Raw genomic sequence first — 17,445 nt, 5'->3', positions numbered from 1 at the left:
AAACGATCGTTTGGTTAACGGAGAATATGCTAACCTAGAAACTCGTTGCCATCCGGGTTAACCCAAATCTTCGTATGCGCTACTCCCCCACACACAAGCAAGAGACCCGAGCGAAACTGCTCGCAAGCAGCAAGGCGATTGCCAAGCAAGGAGGATTCGATGCGACCGGCGTCGACGCCCTGATGTCCTCCATTGGGCTCACCGGCGGAGCGTTCTACACGCACTTTCCCTCGAAGCAGGCGCTGTTCGAGGAACTGGTAAGGGAAGAACTAGAGAACAGTTCGCAAATGCTTGCTGGCGATGAGCAGTCTGACCCGGACTATGTAGTCAAGCGTTTACGGGGATACCTCAGCAGCGCCCACGCAGCCAATCCGGAAAGCGGATGCGCCCTGCCCACACTCGGCCCGGAAATCGCACGTGCTTCAGCAACTGTTCGCAAAGCGGCCGAGAAAAGCCTCAAACATACGCACCAAAGCTGGAGCGACAGAATCAATGATCCTGATGGTGCTTGGGCCTTGATCGCACAGTGTGTGGGCGCGCTCGTTCTGGCACGTTCAGTGGAAAGCGAAAAGACCCGCAAGGAAATCCTTGCGGCATGCCGCAGACATATCGGGCGTATCCACTCTCTCGACCTGGAATAGCCGGCGGCCCTACATCGAAAGCCGATCCCTCAGCGCATGTCGGCTATATACCCTGACGCAAACGTGGCCTGAGGATCAATTGCAATTCACCACGGAAATGAAAAAATACCGGCGCCGACCGAATGCCAGTCGATGCGCCGGATGAGCGTCATGATTCACGGCGCCACGACAAGTACCGTGTGCATGCCTGCTTCATAGTGCCCTGGCTTGTTGCAGATCAGCGCGTAGCGGCCGGGTGCGAGCTTGAATGACACGCGCTTGCTCTTGCCCGGTGCGATGTCCTCGACCTCGCCGATCTTTTTCAGCTTGCGTTCCAGCACCTGCCCTTTGCTGACGGGCAGCGCATCGTCGGCAAGGTCTGTCTTCAGCACGACGAGTTCGTGCTCCATGTTGTTGTCCGCGACATTCTTCACGTCGAGCGTGACGCGACCCGATTTCACGTTGTGCGTCTGGAGCTCGATCGAATTCGACAGCAACGTTGCATTGACGGTTTGCTGGGCCCGGCTCGCATGTGATGTTGTCCCGAGCGCGAACACACCGACGAGGATGGCGATTCTGTAATCGACACGCATGGCTGCCTCCTTGAGAGCGGAACGTTGCGCCTGCCGAGTGTCGCGCGATTGCCGTGCGCGAGATTGTCCAGCACGCAAGCACGCCTGCCTGAGCGACGGCATGAATGCTTTATGCGGCGGGCGATATGTGCAGTAAACGCGCGTCGAGGGCAGCTTATTCCTGAGCGAGGCGGGTGCAAACGAGAAGGAACGTGCATCGAACGTGTCGCATAGAATGATCCGAATCGGCTCGGCCGCACTCCGAATCAATGCTTCCATGGATCGCCCCTCCGGAAAACGATTGAATGCAGCCAGTCCTGTCCCGATTCTCTGCGCGGCACTTGGTGCGGCTGTCGGGTCGACCGTCGCAGAACTGCTGCTCTGGTGGTTCGCCGGCGAAGACGCGATGCAGAACCTGTTTCGCGACGCGCGCCTCACGGCAGCCATCGTGATGGGTCAACGCCTGTTCGCACAACCCGCCGACTTCGATCCGCTGGTCATGGGGGTGGCAACAATAGTCCATCTGTCACTTTCGCTTGCCTACACCATCGTGTTGGCGAAAGCGATCCGAAACATGTCGCTTCGGTCGGCTCTACTCGCGGGGAGTGCGTTTGGACTCGTCCTCTACGGCGTCAACCTGCACGTATTCACTGCGATCTTCCCGTGGTTCATTCCGGTTCGCGGCGTGATCACGCTGGTGGCTCATCTGGTGTTTGGAATCACGGCGGCAACGATGTACCACGTCGCCCGACGGCAACTGCGGTCGCGACACTGATACCGCGCCGACGTCGATGTGTACCGCCTCATGGAATAACCCGGTGCGCTAAATCGTTTACTCCGCAGGCGGCGACATACAAAGCAGCAGACTGCTCATGCCGCGTCAAGAAACGGCACCGGCACACCAGACGCCGGGCGCCGCCACTGGCTCTCCGCGCGCGTCAAGTGGCCGGAATCATTGCAGGAGCCGATCATGCGCAACGTACTTCGTTTCGGGACAGGTCTCGTCTGCCTCGGCCTTTCCGTGTCTGCCTTTGCACAGGTTTATGACGATTCGGCGGACTACAGCGCCAGCTGCCGCGCGGTCGTCGGGCAGGCGGAAATCGACGGCACGGTGCAACAGGTCGTAGGGCGCGCATGCCTGCAAAGCGACGGAACATGGCAGATCGTACAGAGTCCTGACGGTAGCGTCATGTGGTATCCGCTCGCAGCGTATCCCTACCCAGACCCGTGGTATTGGGGGCCGCCACTCTTCGTCGGCGCAGGCGTGAGTTTCATCTTTGTCGACCGATTCCATCGCTTCCACCATTTTCGTCGCGTCGATCACTTCGATCACTTCGGTCACGTCCATCCAATGGATCACCACCGCTTCGGTACGCCAATGGGGGCAGGCTTTCACCGCGGTCCGTTTCCCGTCGGCGGGTTCCGCGGGTTTGGCGGAATGCATCGGTTCGGCGGAATGAGTGGGGCCGGCGGAATGCGGCGGCACTGACCAGGCGGTCATTTCAGCCTGCTGCGCATGCCGGACCGGTATCAGTCGATTTTTTGTTGAAGTGGCGTTACCGCGCGAATTTTCCCCGTTCGCGCCGGTGATTTATTCGATGAGATACATGATTTGGCCCGGATTTACTTTTCGTTTTCCTGAGATGCGTTAATGATCCTGTAATCCCGGATGCCGCACAATCAGAAAATTCCGATTCCTGTACAAGAATTTTGAAAATGGCGGAATTGATCATGAATGAACTTCATTTTTCTTGTTTAAAGAATTCGCGAATCGCGATTGGCGGATTCGGCCGGGCTACGCGACCCGCCCGTTTACCGGAATCGTCGCGCCGCGAATCGCCTGCGCATCGGCCGACAGCAGGAATGCGATCGTCGCCGCAATCTCGTGCGGTTGAACCCAGCGCGTGAAATCCGCGTCGGGTATGTCCTTGCGGTTCTGCGGCGTGTCGATGATGCTCGGCGCGATCGCGTTGACCGTCACGCCCGTATCGCGCAGCTCCGCCGCGAGCGCCTCAGTCAGCCGCGCCACGCCCGCCTTCGCGGCCGCATAGGCGCCCATGCCGGGCCCCGCACGGAGCGCCGCGCCCGCGCCGATGTTGACGATGCGCCCCGACGAACCGCGCAACAGATGCGGCAGCGCCGCCTTCGACGCATTCAGCGCGGTCTTCACGTTGAGTTCGTACATCCGGTCCCAGGTGGCCGCGTCGCCGTCGGCCACGGTCTCCCACGCGAATGCGCCCGCGATGTTGAGCAACGCATCGAGCCGGCCAAATGTCTGATGCACATCGTCGAGTGCCTGAACGGCGGCCCGCGCGTCGACGAGATCCACGCCGCCGATGCGGCGCGCACCGCCGAGCCCCGCGGGCAGCTCCGCTGCCGCCGGAGCCGCGCCCCGTCCGATCAGCGCGATGCGTGCACCACGCGCGCCCAGCCATGCGCCTGTCGCGAGGCCGAGCTGGCCGAACCCGCCAGTGATCGCGACCACCCTGTCAATCGTGCCCGTTTCCATCGATTCCCCCTCCTTTATCCGTCGTCCGGTTGCACCGTTGCCGCGGCCGCAGGCGCGCGGCCGTTCGCGGCTCCAGCGTACGCGCGAACGCCGCCGGCAGGCAACGCGCACGCGTACCGCTAACCGCTTACCTGTCCGTCCGCACGGCCACGAGACTGCGCCTGCGCAACGCTTCCGTCGTTTCGGCCCCTTCGCCCGGGCGCCAGCCCGGCGGCATCAATACGAAACGCGCGGCGGTCCACGGGTCGCGCGCCGTCGCGACGTCGCGCGCAAGGCTCGCCCAATGCTCGAGTTCGACGACGAGCGGATTGCGCGAGCGCGTGGGCGTCACGAGCCCGAAGCGGCACGGCTCGTCGGCGCGCTCCGCGACATAGGTGCCGAACAGCCGGTCGAACACGATCAGCACGCCACCGTAATTCGCATCGAGGTAGTCGAGATTCGACGCGTGATGGACGCGGTGCGCGGACGGCGTGTTGAACACGTATTCGAGCCAGCCGAGCTTCGGTATCCACGTGTTGTGCAGCCAGAACTGATACAGCAGGTTGAACGACAGGATCGCGAGCACGGCCTCCGGACGCACGCCGAGCCAGACGAGCGGCGTGAAGAACATCGCCGCGCCGGCAAGCTTGCTGGTCCAGCCGAGCCGGAACGCGGACGACAGCGTCAACTGGTTCGGCGAATGATGGACGGCGTGGGTCGCCCAGAAGAACCGGATCCGGTGCGACGCGCGGTGATACCAGTAGTAGCAGAACTCCTGGCCGACGAACACGAGCAGCGCGAGCGCAACGCTGTCGAGCCGTATCGTGAACAGGCGGTGCGCCCACGCGAACTCGAAGACGGGCGCAGCGAGCGAGAACGGCACCAGCGCGAGCAGCTTGCGCCCGGCGAGATCCGCGAGCGAGAGCCAGACCTCGCCCCAGTCGAACGGCGCGGCCTGCCGGCTGCGCCGCCAGGTGAGCACGGCCGCCTCGACGAACGATACGGCGACGATGAACAGTGTGACGAAATGCGCGAGTTTTCCTGTCGTGAGCATGATGGGCAGTTCCTTCCGTTGAAGCGGCACGCTCGCTGCGGCACGAGCCGCCGGCGTGTCGAATGAACGGCACTGTAGTGGCGCGGGATGGGAAAGGCCATGCGCGAAATGTGTCGCCACATGTCGCGACAACGTGCGGGCAAGCGGTGCGCGATGGTCGTGCCGCTGTGTGCGGATACGCGCCTGCGATGGCGTCGCTCGACGACCGGCCCGCCACGCGGCGGACTCACGCCGCCCGCACGGCCGACACGCGCATTCGTCAGACCGGACGCCGCCCGCCGCGTGTAACCGGGTGACATCTTTTATGACGAGACGGGCTCGTCCGAGCACCCTAAAGTTCGCTCCATCGACACGCGACTGCGTGTTCCCGAACCGATCCGTTTCATCAACCGCTTGCCGGCGCGTAATGCCGGCCCCTCACCCCTCAAGGAGAAACCCGTGAAGTCCGTCAAGAAGATGATTGCCCTCGTCGTTTTGTGTATTGTTTCTGCAGCGGCATCGGCGCAGGACGCCGCGCCGCGCGCGGCCGCCGGCGCACGCGTCGAGCGCGCGATGGCCCAGCTCGAAACCCGCTTCGCCGCCGCGAACACCACGCACGACGGCAAGCTCACCCGCCAGCAGGCCGCGCTCGGGATGCCGATGGTCGCGCAGCATTTCGACGAGATCGACACGCAGCAAAACGGTTACGTGACCGTCGCGCAGATCGAAGCGTTCCTGCGTCAGCGCATGGCGGCCCGATAGCGACGATAGCGACAGACGACAACCCGATCGCACGACCCGCGCCGGAGGCAGCCGATGGAGCAAACACCCAGAATCATCGTGCTCGACGACGAGGCGGAGTTGCGCAACATGCTGCAACGCTTCCTGAGCGCGCACGGCTTCCAGGTCCGCGCGGTGGCCGACGGCAAGCGGCTCGACCGCCTGCTGCAGCGCGAGCCCTACGACCTGCTGGTGCTCGACCTGATGATGGAGCCCGAGGACGGCCTCAGCGTCTGCCGCCGGCTGCGCGCGGAAGGACACACGCTGCCGATCCTGATGGTCACCGCGAAAGGCGACGCGGCGGACAAGGTCGTCGGCCTCGAAACGGGCGCCGACGACTACCTCGCGAAGCCGTTCCTCCCCGACGAGCTGGTCGCCCGCGTCCGCGCGCTGCTCCGGCGCCAGAAGATGGCGGCGGGCGAACCGACGGTGACTGCACAGCGGCTGCGCTTCGGCGATTTCACGTTCGACGTCGGCCAGCAGACGCTGTGCCGCGACGGCACGCCGGTCGACGTGCATTCGGCCCAGATGCTGTTGCTGCACGCGCTCGGCTCGTCGCCGAACCGCGCGGTGAGCCGCGAGAACCTGCTCGCCCGCGCGCGCGGGCGCGACCACCAGGCGCTCGACCGCAGCGTCGACGTGCAGATCCTGCGGCTGCGCCAGATCGTCGAGGACGATCCGGCCAAGCCGCGCTTCATCAAGACCGTCTGGGGCATCGGCTACATGCTGGTGGCCGGCGTCGAACCGTGATGCGACGCCTGCTGCCGCGCTCGCTGATGTCGCGCAACATCGCGTTGCTGGTCGCGCTCGTTGCGCTGTCGCTTGCCTGTTCGCTCGTCGTCCTGCTGCATTACGTGCAGCGCCCGCGCGTCGAGCGCGCGTCGATCGTCTTTGCGAACTATGTGACGCTGCTCGACCGCACGCTCGCGAGCGTGCCGCCCGAAACGGGCAGCGCGGTGGCCGCCCGGCTCGGTGCGCAGACGGCCCCGCCGCCGGCGGACCCGCCCCGTCCGCCGAATCTGCTCAGGCTGTTCCAGTCCTGGCAGCGCGACGTCTTCATGCGGGCGCTCGAGCGCCACCTGCCGCCCGATCAGCCGGTGCGCTGGCAATCGGGCGACGAGGATCGTCTGTGGATTCGCGTGCACGTGGCAGGGCAGCCTGTCTGGGTAGCGCTGCCGATAGCGGCGGACGCGCAGGCGAGCGGCATCACGACGGCCGTCGTGCTGTCGTTCGGCCTCGCGCTGCTCGCCGCGCTGACCGGCTACCTGATCCAGCGTCACCTGAACCGGCCGCTCGCCGAACTGGCGCGCGCAGCGCGCCGCGTGAGCGCGGGCGAACGGCCGCCGCCGCTGCCCACCAACGGCCCGACTGAAATTGCGGACGTGAGTCTCGCGTTCAACCAGATGACCGATGCGCTGCGGCAGGAAGAGACGACGCGCGCGCTGATGTTGGCCGGCGTCTCGCACGATATCCGCACGCCGCTCACCAAGCTGCGTCTCGCGATCGCGATGGCGCTGCCGCGCGGCAGCAACGATGCGCTGGTGGCATCGTCCGACGCCTATCTGGACCAGATCGACACGATCCTGCAGCAGTTCATGGACTACGCGGGCAGCGGCGAGCGCGAAACGCTGCAAACCTGCGATCTGAACGCGCTGGTCGGGCAGCTCGTCGCGGATTTCGCGGGGCTCGGCCACGAATTCGCGTTCGACGACGGTAACGTGCGGCCCTTCGCGTTCCGGCCCGTGAGCCTGATGCGGCTGCTGATGAACCTGATGCAGAACGCGGTCGTCTACGGCCGCTCGGGCCTCCTCGTGCGCACCTGGATGCAGCACGGCTGCGCCTGCGTCGCGGTGTGCGACCGCGGCACGGGCCTCGGCGCCGCCGAACTCGAACGGCTCAAGGCACCGTTCAGCCGGGGCACGAACGCACGCAGCCATGCGGGCGGCACAGGCCTCGGTCTCGCAATCGTCGAACGAATCGCGCGCCTGCACGGCGGCTCGCTCACGTTCCGCGACCGCGACGGCGGCGGTCTCGAAGCGGTCGTCGCACTGCCGCTGGATCCGCCCGTGCAGGTGCGCGCGCCGCTGCCTGCGTGACGGCCGCTTGCCGGTGACGCCGCGACATGCGTCGACATAATTCGTGCGTGGCGCCGCACGACACCTCCCCGCATACTTGCGCCTGAGCGTTGCGCAACCGCACGGACCAAAGTGCCCCGCCACCGTTCAAACACAGTCTCCGATAGTTCGCGATCCTGATCATTGCGGAAGTATCGGCAACGTCAACCCGATCACGGACATCGACATGAACGCTTCTCTCGACTTTCTCGCCTCCCGCGCAAAGCGCCTTGCCGGCACCGCGCTGATCGCCGGCGCGCTCTTCACGACCGGTTGCGCCGCGACGCCGGCCGGCATTCAGGCGGCCGGCGCGATGCCGCAGGTTCACGCGGACGTCGTCTACGTGTCCACGTTCGACATTACCGCAGACGATGTCAGGCTCGATGGCGGGATGGCCAGCAAGCTGATGACGATGGCGCACGGCATGTCGACCGATACACAGCGGCAGCAGACCGCGCTGAAAGCCCGCGAGCAGCTTGCCGACGAACTCGTGCGCGAGCTCGTATCGCTGGACATCCCCGCGATGCGCGCGGACGGCGCCGTGCCGGCCGGCCGCGACGCATTGATCGTCACGGGCCGGTTCGAGACGCTCGACGCAGGCAACCGCCGGCGCCGCATCCTGATCGGCCTCGGCGCGGGCAAAAGCGAAGTGGGCGCGTCGGTGGCCGTCCTGTTCCAGCCGGCGCGCGGCACGCCGCAGCCGCTCGTCACGTTCTCCGTCAATGCGGACAGCGGACGCATGCCCGGCATCGCCGAAACCGCGGGCGTCGGCGCGGCGGCAGGACGCCTCGCGACGTCGGCGGCCGTCAGCGGCGGCGTGCACGGCGTGTCGGAGACGCGGCGCGACACGGTGTCGGCCGTCACGGGCAAGCTCGCGCGGTCGATCGCGAAACAGCTCGCGGCAACGAGCGCGACGAACGGCTGGCTGCGGCACGTATCGGCAAGCTGACGCGCGCACGCCAGACGCGCGAACCGGCATCTGGGCATAATGCCGAAAGCCGATCCGGCCGCTCGCGCATCGCGCCGTTTGATCGAGCGGAGCGCAACGCGCCGGGATCGAACCTCGAACCTCATTCGCTCAAACACATGCAAGTGCTCGTCGTGGGATCCGGCAAGCTGGCAACCGAGTTGCTCCGCTCGCACAGGCTGGACAGTACGTATCAAGTCATTCCGTGGCCCGCCGGCGGGCGCGTCGACGTCAGGTCGATCGTCGTCCACGCCGGCTCCGGCCGAGAACTGCCGGCCGCGATCGCCGCGTGCCGGGCGACGTCGTCGCCGCTCGTCGAGCTGTCCACCGGCTCCGACGTCGAGACGGGGTCGCACGACTTCCCGGTCGTGCTGTGCCCGAACACGAACATCCTGATGCTCAAGTTCATGAGCATGCTCGAAAACAGCGGTCACCTCTTTCGCGATTGCGCGATCAGCGTGGTCGAGTCCCATCAGGCGACGAAGTCGTCGGTGCCCGGCACCGCGGTCAGCATCGGCCAGTCGCTCGGCCTGCCACCCGACGCGATTCGCTCGGTGCGGGACCCTGCAATCCAGCGCGGCGAACTGCAGATCCCCGCTGACGAACTGGCGCGCCACGCATACCACCAGGTACGGATCGAAGACGGCGCCTGCAGCCTGCAGTTCGAATCCCGCGTGTACGGCACATCGCCTTATGCGGACGGCGTGTCGCGCATCGTCGAAGCCGTTCGGCACCACGAACTCGAGAACCGCCGCTATTCGATCATGGAGTTCATCCGGAACGGCTGGCTGTAACCCCGGAGGCGCGGACCGGGCGCGGTTTTCCCGGCCCGCTCCAACCGTTCTCCGAGCGCGACGCTCATTGCCAACCCTCGCCGCCGAGCGGATGCACGGTCTCGTTCAGTACGCGTGCATGTGCACCGACCGGGAAATTCGACAGCGAGCCGAAGTCGCCGCACTGATAGCCGAAGATCTTGCCGTCCGTCTTGCGCTGCGTCAGGTCGATCAGCACGACGCCGAGCGTCGGAATCACCTTCTCGCGCCACACGAACAGATACAGCTCGTCCGCAAGCTTGAAGCAATGGCAGCGGTCGACGTCGGCCAGCCCGCGCTCGACGCCTTCCAGGCATTGCCACGCGTAGAAGTTCTCGTTCAGGTAGATGTGCTCGTAACATTCGGTCGGGCTGTAGCGGTACATCGTGCGCTTGCCGATCAGCTCGCGGGTCGGCGCATGCAGCGGCCCCGGGCCGGCATGGCCGCCGAGCGTGCCGTGGCGGAATGCGACGTCGACGCCCGTCAGCGGCAGCCCGCGCACCACGCGCGTGAATGCATCGACGTGCGTATCCGCCTCGGTCGGCAGCGTGCCCGTCACCGACGTCCACACGCCGTTTTCCAGGTCGATCACGAGGCTCACCGACGTCGCGCGTGCCGCCGAATCGATGTAGTCGACGAAGTACAGCCCCTTGCGCAGCTGCGTCACGCGGCACGGCTCGCTGCCGCACGCGCCGGTGGCAGCGTCGCGCCAATGCAACGCGCGCGGCTCGAACGTGTAGACGCGCGAGGCGCTGGATGCGCCGGACGCGTCGTCGAGCTTGAGCGTCTGGCCCGCGAGCGCGTCGGCCGGCGCGACGAGGTTGGCCTCCGGCGCAAAGCCGTCCGCGAGCGCGCCCACCTGAATGAATACCGGATCCTGTCGTTCCACCTGCCGTCTCCCGTGCAGCTTCAGGCCCGGCGGGCCGTGTACGCTGCTCATGCACATGGTGCGGGCTGTGCGCGGCGCGCGGTATCGGCCAAAAGGATGAAGGGCGCGCGCCGCCGGAACGCGCTAAAGTGCGTGTGATCCGCGCCGCGACCGGCGCGCGAGGAGCGCGCATGCATCGTGTCACCCACTACCGCCGTACCCGCGAAGGCATCGAGGCGATCGGCCTCGAATCGGATCGCGCGTTTCCGCGTCACGCGCATGACGAATTCGGAGTCGGAGTGATCGTCAGCGGCGCGCACCGGTCGTGGAGCGGCCGCGGCCAGGTCGACGCGCTGGCAGGCGACGCGATCATGGTCAACCCGGGTGAAATGCACGACGGCGCGCCGCTCGGCACGCACGCGCAGCGGAGCTGGCGGATGCTGTACCTCGCGCCGGCACTCGTTACCGGCGTCGCGGCCGACGAAGGGCTCGACGGCATCGAGCTCGCGCGTCCGGCGGTGCGCGACGGGCGGCTGACCGCGGCCGTCGGCCGGCTTTACGCGCGCATCGTCGGCGGCGACGAAGCGCCGCTTGCGCGCGACGAAGCGCTCGTGATGCTCGTTGCGGGGCTGCTGGCGCGGCACGCGAACCGCGCACTGCCGCAGATGGGCGTCGCGCCCGCGATCCACGCGGCGCGGGAACGGCTCGATGCGACGCCCGCCGCGCCCGTGTCGCTCGCCGAACTCGCGGCGTTGAGCGGCGTGAGCCGCTTCCAGTTGCTGCGCGGCTTTGCGCGCGAACTCGGCATCACGCCGCATGCGTACCTGATCCAGTCGCGCACGCGGCTCGCCCGCGCGCTGCTCGCGCGCGGCAGCCCGATCGCGGATACCGCGGCCGAAGCGGGGTTCGCCGACCAGAGCCACATGACGCGCGCGTTTGCGCGCCAGTTCGGCATTACGCCCGGGCGATTCACGCAGGCGATGCGGTAGCCGGCGACGAGGTCGCCGGATCGAGATCCGGATCGGTTCGCGGCTGCCGCCTTGGGTTCGCTTCGTCATCCTGTCGCTTCCCCGCCTCCCCGCTTCTCCGCTTCACGCTGCAATTTCATTCAAGACGCCCACCCCGCCACCGCGCGACGATGCGGCGCATGAAAACACGACTGATTGGCTACCTCTACCTCGCCGGCGCGATGACCGGCGTCGGCAGCACCGTGATCGCGAGCCGCCTGGCCGCCAGCGGTCTGCCGCCGTTCACGGCAACCGCGCTGCGCTTCCTGATCGCGACGCCATTGCTGTTCGCGTTGATGCGCATGCAACGGCTGCGCTGGCCGCGGCTCTCGCGGCGCGACGCCGTGCTGCTCGTCGTGCAGGCCGCCGCGGGCGGCGTCGGTTATACGGTGCTGCTGATCTGCGGCACGCGGCTGTCGTCGCCGCTCGATGCAGGCGTGATGCTCGGCACGCTGCCGGCGATGTCGACGCTAATCGCGGCCGTCATGCTGCGCGAAAGGCAGACGCCGCGCGACTGGGCGGCCGCCGCGCTCGCGACGTGCGGCGTGCTGTTCGTCACGTTCACGCCGGGCCAGCCGCTGCCATCGCTGCAGACGCTCGCCGGCGACGTGCTGGTGCTGGCCGCCGTCGCATGCGAAGCCGTGTTCATCCTGCTCAACCGCCGGCTCGCGGCGCCGTTCGCCCCGCTCGCGCTGTCGACGGCGATGTCCGGGCTCGGCTTCGTGCTCGCGCTGGTTCCGGCCGCATTCGAAGCGCATGCGGCCACGGCGGGCTGGACGGCGGGCGCAGTCGCGGCGATCGCGTACTACGCGCTCGTGCCGACCGTGCTCGGCTACCTGTGCTGGTACGCGGGTTCGGCACGCACGAGCGGCACCGAAGCCGCCCTGTTCACCGCTATCGCGCCCGTGTCGGCGGTGCTGTTCGCGGTCGCGCTGTTCGGTGAAGCGCTGAACGCCACGCGGCTCGCCGGCATCGCGCTGGTCGTTGCGGGCATGCTGGTCGGCGCGATACGACGGCGCGCGGCGGCCTTACGCGCACCGGACACACAATCGGCGTAAACGGCGCGCGAGCGGGCGAACGGCCCGCCATCGCGCCCCCCGCAGGTACGACCCGCGCAAGTTTTCCTTGACTTCGGCCAGTCTCAAACTAATATACGCACCGCGTATATTTTCCTGTGAGGTGCCGCCGATGCCCGTTCCCCAGCAAGCCTTTCTCCGCGACGCGATGCGCCGCCTCAACATGACTCGCGAAGCGTTCGCCAGCCGTATCGGCGTCAGCCGGCGCGCACTGGATACGTGGCTGCTGCCCGACGATTCGCAGGAGTGTCGCGGGATGCCGGAAATCGTCGAGCGCTTCGTGTCGGAGATCGTCGAACGCGCCGCGCCGGAAGGCGGCGACTATACGCAAAGCGTAGATAGCCAGGGTCTGGCAAAGCAGTTCCTGTTCGAAGGCAAGCCGCAACTGCTGTCGGTCGACCAGTTCTCGCGGGATTCGGTCGAGGCGCTGTTCCGCGTCGCCGACGTGATGCAGCCGATTGCGCGCCGCCGCAAGATTTCGCGCGTGCTGGAAGGCGCGGTGCTCGGCAACCTGTTCTTCGAGGCCAGCACGCGCACCCGCGTGTCGTTCGGCGCGGCGTTCTGCCGGCTCGGCGGCTCCGTGTGCGACACGACCGGCTTCACGTTCTCGTCGATGGCCAAGGGCGAATCGATCTACGACACGAGCCGCGTGATGTCCGGCTACGTCGACGCGCTGGTGATTCGCCATCCGGAGAAAGGCTCGGTTGCCGAATTCGCGCGCGCGACCAACCTGCCGGTGATCAACGGCGGCGACGGTCCCGGCGAGCATCCGAGCCAGGCGCTGCTCGACCTGTACACGATCCAGCGGGAATTCTCGCGGCTCGGCAAGATCGTCGACGGCGCGCACATCGCACTCGTCGGCGACCTCAAGTACGGCCGCACCGTGCATTCGCTCGTCAAGCTGCTCGCGCTGTACCGCAGCCTCAAGTTCACGCTCGTGTCGCCGCCGACGCTCGAGATGCCCGCCTACATCATCGACCAGATTTCGAAGAACGGCCACGTGATCGAGCAGACGCACGACCTCGCGGCAGGGCTGAAGGGGGCCGACGTCGTCTACGCGACGCGGATCCAGAAGGAGCGCTTCACCGACGAATCGTTCGAAGGCTACACGCCGGATTTCCAGATCAACCAGGCGCTTGTCGACGCCGTCTGCGGACCGGACACGCTGATCATGCACCCGCTGCCGCGCGACAGTCGCCCGGGCGCGAACGACCTGTCGGTCGACCTGAACCGTGACCCGCGCCTCGCAATCTTCCGGCAGACCGACAACGGGATTCCGGTGCGGATGGCGATCTTCGCGGTGCTGCTCGGCGTCGAGAACCTCGTGCAGCACTCGATGCGCGACGCGACGTGGCGTCCGCCTGCATATCTCGGGCCGGAGGATGCGGTGTTTCACGGGATTGATTGAACGACGAACGACGTCGGCGCGCCGATCCGCCGCCGACGTCACTCGAACCGGATCGGTTCGCCCTGCATCGGCTCCCGCTCGATGTGGAGATCGACACCACCCACCTTCCTGCCCATCTCCGCCAGCAGCGTACCCAGTCCGGACAGCTGCTTTGGTCGAGTGCCGCGTTCTTCTTGGTCACGTACAGGCTGATCGGCCAGCGCGTCCCCCGGAATCACGTCGCCGCCAATCCTGCGCATCGCGCGACCCTTTAACGACGGGTCGCCATGCGCGCGATCGAGCACGGCGCCCTTCGCTGTATTGGATTTCTTCATCGCATACCCCTGCAGCGTCTGCACGTCAAACGTGGCACGCTCGCCCACACCTCCCGCCCCGTCAACCCGTCCGCAACACTCGTCAACACTTTCCAAAAACGCGAACGAGAACGCTTCTCATTTAATCTAAAATTACATAGAATGCCGACTGAAAACAAATCGTAATAATCCCCGGCGGCATGCACATTCGTGCAGCACTTGCCTCCGGGCCACACCAGACGAGGTCGATGCGCTCATGAAGTCCCGCTCCGAAGAGCTGAAGCTCGGAAAGTTCACCACCCTGTGCGGCGTGCTCGCCGCGAGCCCGGCGTTCGCCGACGGCGCGCCGCCGCCCGCCCCGGCAGACGGCGACGGCCATCTCGCGCCGATCGAGATCAAGGGCAAGGCCGAGCACAGCTACAAGGCGGACTTCTCCGCGTCCGCGAAATTCACCGCGCCGCTCGTCGACACGCCGAAATCCGTCACCGTGATCCCGCAGGAACTGATCCGGAACAGCGGCGCGTCGACGCTGACCGAAGCGCTGCGCACCGTGCCCGGCATCACGTTCGGCGCAGGCGAAGGCGGCAATCCGCTCGGCGACCGGCCGTTCCTGCGCGGCTACGACACGCAAGGCAGCATGTTCGCCGACGGGATGCGCGACACCGGCGCGACCACCCGCGAAATCTTCAACACCGAGCACGTCGAGATCACGAAAGGCTCGGACGGCGCGTACGGCGGCCGCGGCGGCGCGGGCGGCAGCATCAACCTGATTACGAAGACCCCGCACCTCGGCACGAGCGCGGACGCAAGCGCGGGCTTCGGCACTGACCGCTACCGCCGCTTCACGGCCGACGGCAACTGGCAGTTCGCCGATCATGCGGCGTTCCGCCTCAGCCTGATGAGCCACAACAACGACGTCGCCGGCCGCAATGCGGTCAACAACGCGCGCTGGGGTGTCGCGCCGTCGATCGCGTTCGGCCTCGGTACGCCGACCCGCGTCACCGCGAGCTACTACCACCTGTCGACCGACGACCTGCCCGACGGCGGCATCCCGTATTTCTACGGCTTCAACATCCCGAAGGGCGTCGGCACCGACGGCCCGGCGCCGGTCGACCGCCACAACTTCTACGGGCTGATCGACCGCGACTTCCGCAAGACGACGTCGGATATCAGCACGCTCAGGATCGAGCACGACATCACGCCGTCGCTGACGATCCGCAACACCACGCGCTACACGGAGTCCACGCAGGACTACATCTGGACGCAGCCGGACGACAGCCAGGGCAACGTGGTCAACGGCAAGGTCTGGCGGCGCGCGAACACCCGCAACAGCTCGATCAACAGCATCGCGAACCAGACCGAGCTGTTCGGCGAATTCCGCACCGGCCCGCTGAAGCACAACTTCACGACCGGCATCGAGCTGTCACGCGAATGGGGCAAGCGCGACACGTACAACGTCGCGGCCGGCACCGGCAAGATCTGCCAGAACGGCATCGGCGCGGCGTCGGACTACAACTGCACGAGCCTGTGGTCGCCGAACCCGGCCGATCCGTGGGCCGGCTCGATCACGCGCGACAACGACTACGCGCATGCGCGCACCGTCACGAAATCGATCTACGGCTTCGACACGATCGAGCTGACGCCGCGCTGGCAGGTGAACGCGGGGGTGCGCGTCGACGACTATTCGACGCGCTTCACCGACACCCGCGCAAAAGGTGGCAAGACCTACACGCGCGACGACACGCTGTTCAACTGGCAACTGGGCCTCGTGTTCAAGCCGGCGCAGAACGGCAGCATCTACGCGTCGTACGCGACCTCGTCGACACCGGCCGGCATGCTGCTCGGCGAAGGCAGCGAAACGCAATCGCTGGCGCCGGGCCGCGGCGGTGTCGGCCCGAACGCCGACCAGATGGCGCCTGAAAAGAACCGCAGCATCGAACTCGGCACGAAATGGAACGTGCTGAACGACAAGCTCGCGCTGACGGCCGCGCTGTTCCAGATCGATACGACGAACGCGCGTGTGACGCTGCCGAACAACCAGTACGCGATGGTCGGCAACAAGCGCGTGCAGGGGCTCGAACTCGGCGTCGCGGGCCAGATCACGAAGCAGTGGCAGGTGTTCGGCGGCTATACGTACATGAAGAGCGAGCTGCGCGATAACGGCAAGAACGCCGAGAACAACGGCCACCAGTTCCCGAATACGCCAAAGCACAGCTTCACGATGTGGACCAACTACGACGTGACGCCGAAGTTCACGGTCGGCGGCGGCGCGTTCTACATGTCGCAGGTGTTCGGCGATCCCGAGAACCAGCGCGCGGTGCCGTCGTACTGGCGCTTCGACGCGATGGCGCAGTACCGGATCAACAAGAAGCTCGACCTGCAGCTGAACGTGAACAACCTGTTCAACCGCACGTATTTCGATCAGGCGTATCCGGCGCACTACGCGTCGATCGCGCCGGGCCGCTCGGCGTTCGTCACGCTGAACGCGCGCTACTGATCGATGGAGGCCGTGTCGCTGAAGGCGCTCGCGTCGGTGTCGCCGCGCGAGTTCGCCGCGATCCTGGCCGGGCCGCCCGAGCGCGCCGCCGCGTGGGTCGCGGCGGCGGCCGGCAACGGCATCGTCGAAGCGCAGGCCGTCTACGGGCAATACCTGCTCGACGGCCACGGCGTGCCGCGCGATCCGGCGGCCGCGTTCACGTGGTTCCGGTACGCGGCGCAGGCCGATCACCCGATGGCGATGAACATGCTCGGCCGCTGCTACGAGTTCGGCTGGGGCACCGCCGCGTGCGCTCCGGTCGCCGTCTACTGGTATCGGCTTGCCGCGCAGGCGGGGCTCGACTGGGGCATGTACAACTATGCGACCGCGCTCGCGCTCGGCAACGGCGTCGACGAGAATCGCGCCGACGCGCTCGACTGGTTCCGGCGCGCGGCCGCGCTGGGTCACGCCAAGTCGCTCAACCTGATCGGCGGGTTCTACGAGGACGGCTGGGTCGTCGCAGCCGATGCCGACGCCGCTTTCGATCACTATCGCCGCGCAGCCGTTGCCGGCGATTTCCGCGGCCAATTCAACTATGCGCGGCTGCTCGCCGGGCACGGCCGCGTCGACGACGCGCTCGCGTGGATTGCGCGCGTGCCCGCAACCGCGACGCCGGCGTTCGTCGCGAAGATGCGCGCGCATCTTGCTGCGTCGCCGGTCGCTGCGTTGCGCGCGGCCGCGGCGCGGCTGCAGACAAACGATCCGGAATCCCAATCATGATGCTGCATATTCCCGGCGTGCTGACGGCGCGCGTCAAGGTAGTTGCCGCCTGATTCATGCAGCCAGAGGCTGTTTGCTGTCGACGTGCGGGGCCATCGAAACGACAGCGTCGTGTTCAGGATTGAGCGTCACGGCACCAACCGGTGTCCAG

18 protein-coding genes are annotated in these 17,445 nt (G+C 66.5%); 13 read left to right on the top strand and 5 right to left on the bottom strand.

Annotation, left to right across the window (positions count from 1 at the left end):
• The first annotated feature begins 74 nt into the window (after positions 1-74).
• Positions 75-641: a TetR/AcrR family transcriptional regulator gene (locus DID96_RS25185; RefSeq protein WP_124601966.1), complete on the top strand. Its 567-nt coding sequence runs from the start codon at positions 75-77 to the stop codon at positions 639-641.
• A 155-nt stretch (positions 642-796) separates the two neighbouring features.
• Here DID96_RS25185 and DID96_RS25180 read toward each other — a convergent pair whose 3' ends face one another.
• The gene (locus DID96_RS25180; RefSeq protein ID WP_124602027.1) at positions 797-1,213 is read right to left on the bottom strand and encodes a cupredoxin domain-containing protein; all 417 of its coding nucleotides are present in this window, start codon (positions 1,211-1,213) and stop codon (positions 797-799) included.
• 280 nt (positions 1,214-1,493) lie between these two features.
• On the opposite strand from DID96_RS25180, the gene DID96_RS25175 reads away from it, so the two are divergent.
• Together DID96_RS25175 and DID96_RS25170 are read left to right on the top strand one after the other, a co-directional pair.
• Positions 1,494-1,967, top strand: a complete 474-nt coding sequence (locus DID96_RS25175; RefSeq protein ID WP_124602026.1) for a sodium:proline symporter — start codon at positions 1,494-1,496, stop codon at positions 1,965-1,967.
• A gap of 195 nt (positions 1,968-2,162) precedes the next feature.
• Positions 2,163-2,681, top strand: a complete 519-nt coding sequence (locus tag DID96_RS25170; protein ID WP_124601965.1) for a hypothetical protein — start codon at positions 2,163-2,165, stop codon at positions 2,679-2,681.
• Positions 2,682-2,987: 306 nt separating this feature from the next.
• Here DID96_RS25170 and DID96_RS25165 read toward each other — a convergent pair whose 3' ends face one another.
• Both DID96_RS25165 and DID96_RS25160 read right to left on the bottom strand, forming a co-directional pair.
• The gene (locus tag DID96_RS25165; protein WP_124601964.1) at positions 2,988-3,701 is read right to left on the bottom strand and encodes an SDR family NAD(P)-dependent oxidoreductase; all 714 of its coding nucleotides are present in this window, start codon (positions 3,699-3,701) and stop codon (positions 2,988-2,990) included.
• A gap of 127 nt (positions 3,702-3,828) precedes the next feature.
• The gene (locus tag DID96_RS25160) at positions 3,829-4,734 is read right to left on the bottom strand and encodes a sterol desaturase family protein (protein WP_124601963.1); all 906 of its coding nucleotides are present in this window, start codon (positions 4,732-4,734) and stop codon (positions 3,829-3,831) included.
• Positions 4,735-5,190: 456 nt separating this feature from the next.
• Here DID96_RS25160 and DID96_RS25155 point away from each other — a divergent pair, with 456 nt between their 5' ends.
• The 5 genes from DID96_RS25155 to DID96_RS25135 all read left to right on the top strand — a co-directional run bounded on the left by DID96_RS25155 (position 5,191) and on the right by DID96_RS25135 (position 9,368).
• Positions 5,191-5,475 (top strand): EF-hand domain-containing protein, encoded by a 285-nt coding sequence (locus tag DID96_RS25155; protein ID WP_124602025.1) that lies wholly within the window; start codon positions 5,191-5,193, stop codon positions 5,473-5,475.
• A 54-nt stretch (positions 5,476-5,529) separates the two neighbouring features.
• A complete protein-coding gene (locus tag DID96_RS25150; protein ID WP_124601962.1) occupies positions 5,530-6,243 on the top strand; it encodes a response regulator in 714 nt (237 codons plus the stop codon).
• A complete protein-coding gene (locus DID96_RS25145) occupies positions 6,243-7,589 on the top strand; it encodes an ATP-binding protein (RefSeq protein ID WP_124601961.1) in 1,347 nt (448 codons plus the stop codon). The genes DID96_RS25150 and DID96_RS25145 overlap by 1 nt, the downstream gene beginning before the upstream one ends.
• A 205-nt stretch (positions 7,590-7,794) precedes the next feature.
• Complete coding sequence (locus tag DID96_RS25140; RefSeq protein ID WP_124601960.1) at positions 7,795-8,556, top strand: DUF4410 domain-containing protein; 762 nt, start codon at positions 7,795-7,797, stop codon at positions 8,554-8,556.
• Positions 8,557-8,693: 137 nt separating this feature from the next.
• The gene (locus tag DID96_RS25135; RefSeq protein ID WP_124601959.1) at positions 8,694-9,368 is read left to right on the top strand and encodes a dihydrodipicolinate reductase C-terminal domain-containing protein; all 675 of its coding nucleotides are present in this window, start codon (positions 8,694-8,696) and stop codon (positions 9,366-9,368) included.
• Positions 9,369-9,432: 64 nt separating this feature from the next.
• Here DID96_RS25135 and DID96_RS25130 read toward each other — a convergent pair whose 3' ends face one another.
• Positions 9,433-10,275, bottom strand: coding sequence for a MoaF C-terminal domain-containing protein (locus tag DID96_RS25130; RefSeq protein ID WP_124602024.1), 843 nt, complete (start codon positions 10,273-10,275; stop codon positions 9,433-9,435).
• 170 nt (positions 10,276-10,445) lie between these two features.
• Here DID96_RS25130 and DID96_RS25125 point away from each other — a divergent pair, with 170 nt between their 5' ends.
• The 3 genes from DID96_RS25125 (at position 10,446) to DID96_RS25115 (ending at position 13,745) form a co-directional block, all read left to right on the top strand.
• Positions 10,446-11,243, top strand: coding sequence for an AraC family transcriptional regulator (locus DID96_RS25125; RefSeq protein WP_124601958.1), 798 nt, complete (start codon positions 10,446-10,448; stop codon positions 11,241-11,243).
• Between the two features lie 158 nt (positions 11,244-11,401).
• Positions 11,402-12,319 (top strand): DMT family transporter, encoded by a 918-nt coding sequence (locus tag DID96_RS25120; protein WP_124601957.1) that lies wholly within the window; start codon positions 11,402-11,404, stop codon positions 12,317-12,319.
• Between the two features lie 130 nt (positions 12,320-12,449).
• Positions 12,450-13,745, top strand: a complete 1,296-nt coding sequence (locus DID96_RS25115; protein ID WP_124601956.1) for an aspartate carbamoyltransferase — start codon at positions 12,450-12,452, stop codon at positions 13,743-13,745.
• A 38-nt stretch (positions 13,746-13,783) separates the two neighbouring features.
• Here the strand turns inward: DID96_RS25115 and DID96_RS25110 are convergent, their stop codons facing one another.
• A complete protein-coding gene (locus tag DID96_RS25110) occupies positions 13,784-14,059 on the bottom strand; it encodes a hypothetical protein (protein ID WP_124601955.1) in 276 nt (91 codons plus the stop codon).
• 235 nt (positions 14,060-14,294) lie between these two features.
• Between DID96_RS25110 and DID96_RS25105 the strand changes: the two genes are divergently transcribed.
• Complete coding sequence (locus DID96_RS25105) at positions 14,295-16,535, top strand: TonB-dependent siderophore receptor (protein ID WP_124601954.1); 2,241 nt, start codon at positions 14,295-14,297, stop codon at positions 16,533-16,535.
• Positions 16,536-16,538: 3 nt separating this feature from the next.
• A complete protein-coding gene (locus DID96_RS25100; protein ID WP_124601953.1) occupies positions 16,539-17,294 on the top strand; it encodes a tetratricopeptide repeat protein in 756 nt (251 codons plus the stop codon).
• Positions 17,295-17,445: the final 151 nt, after the last annotated feature.

It is taken from the genome of Burkholderia sp. Bp8963, assembly GCF_003854275.1.
Classification (GTDB): Bacteria; Pseudomonadota; Gammaproteobacteria; order Burkholderiales; family Burkholderiaceae; genus Burkholderia.
The sequence above is the reverse complement of the archived record's forward strand: the minus strand, read 5'-3'. Positions and strand labels throughout refer to the sequence as shown.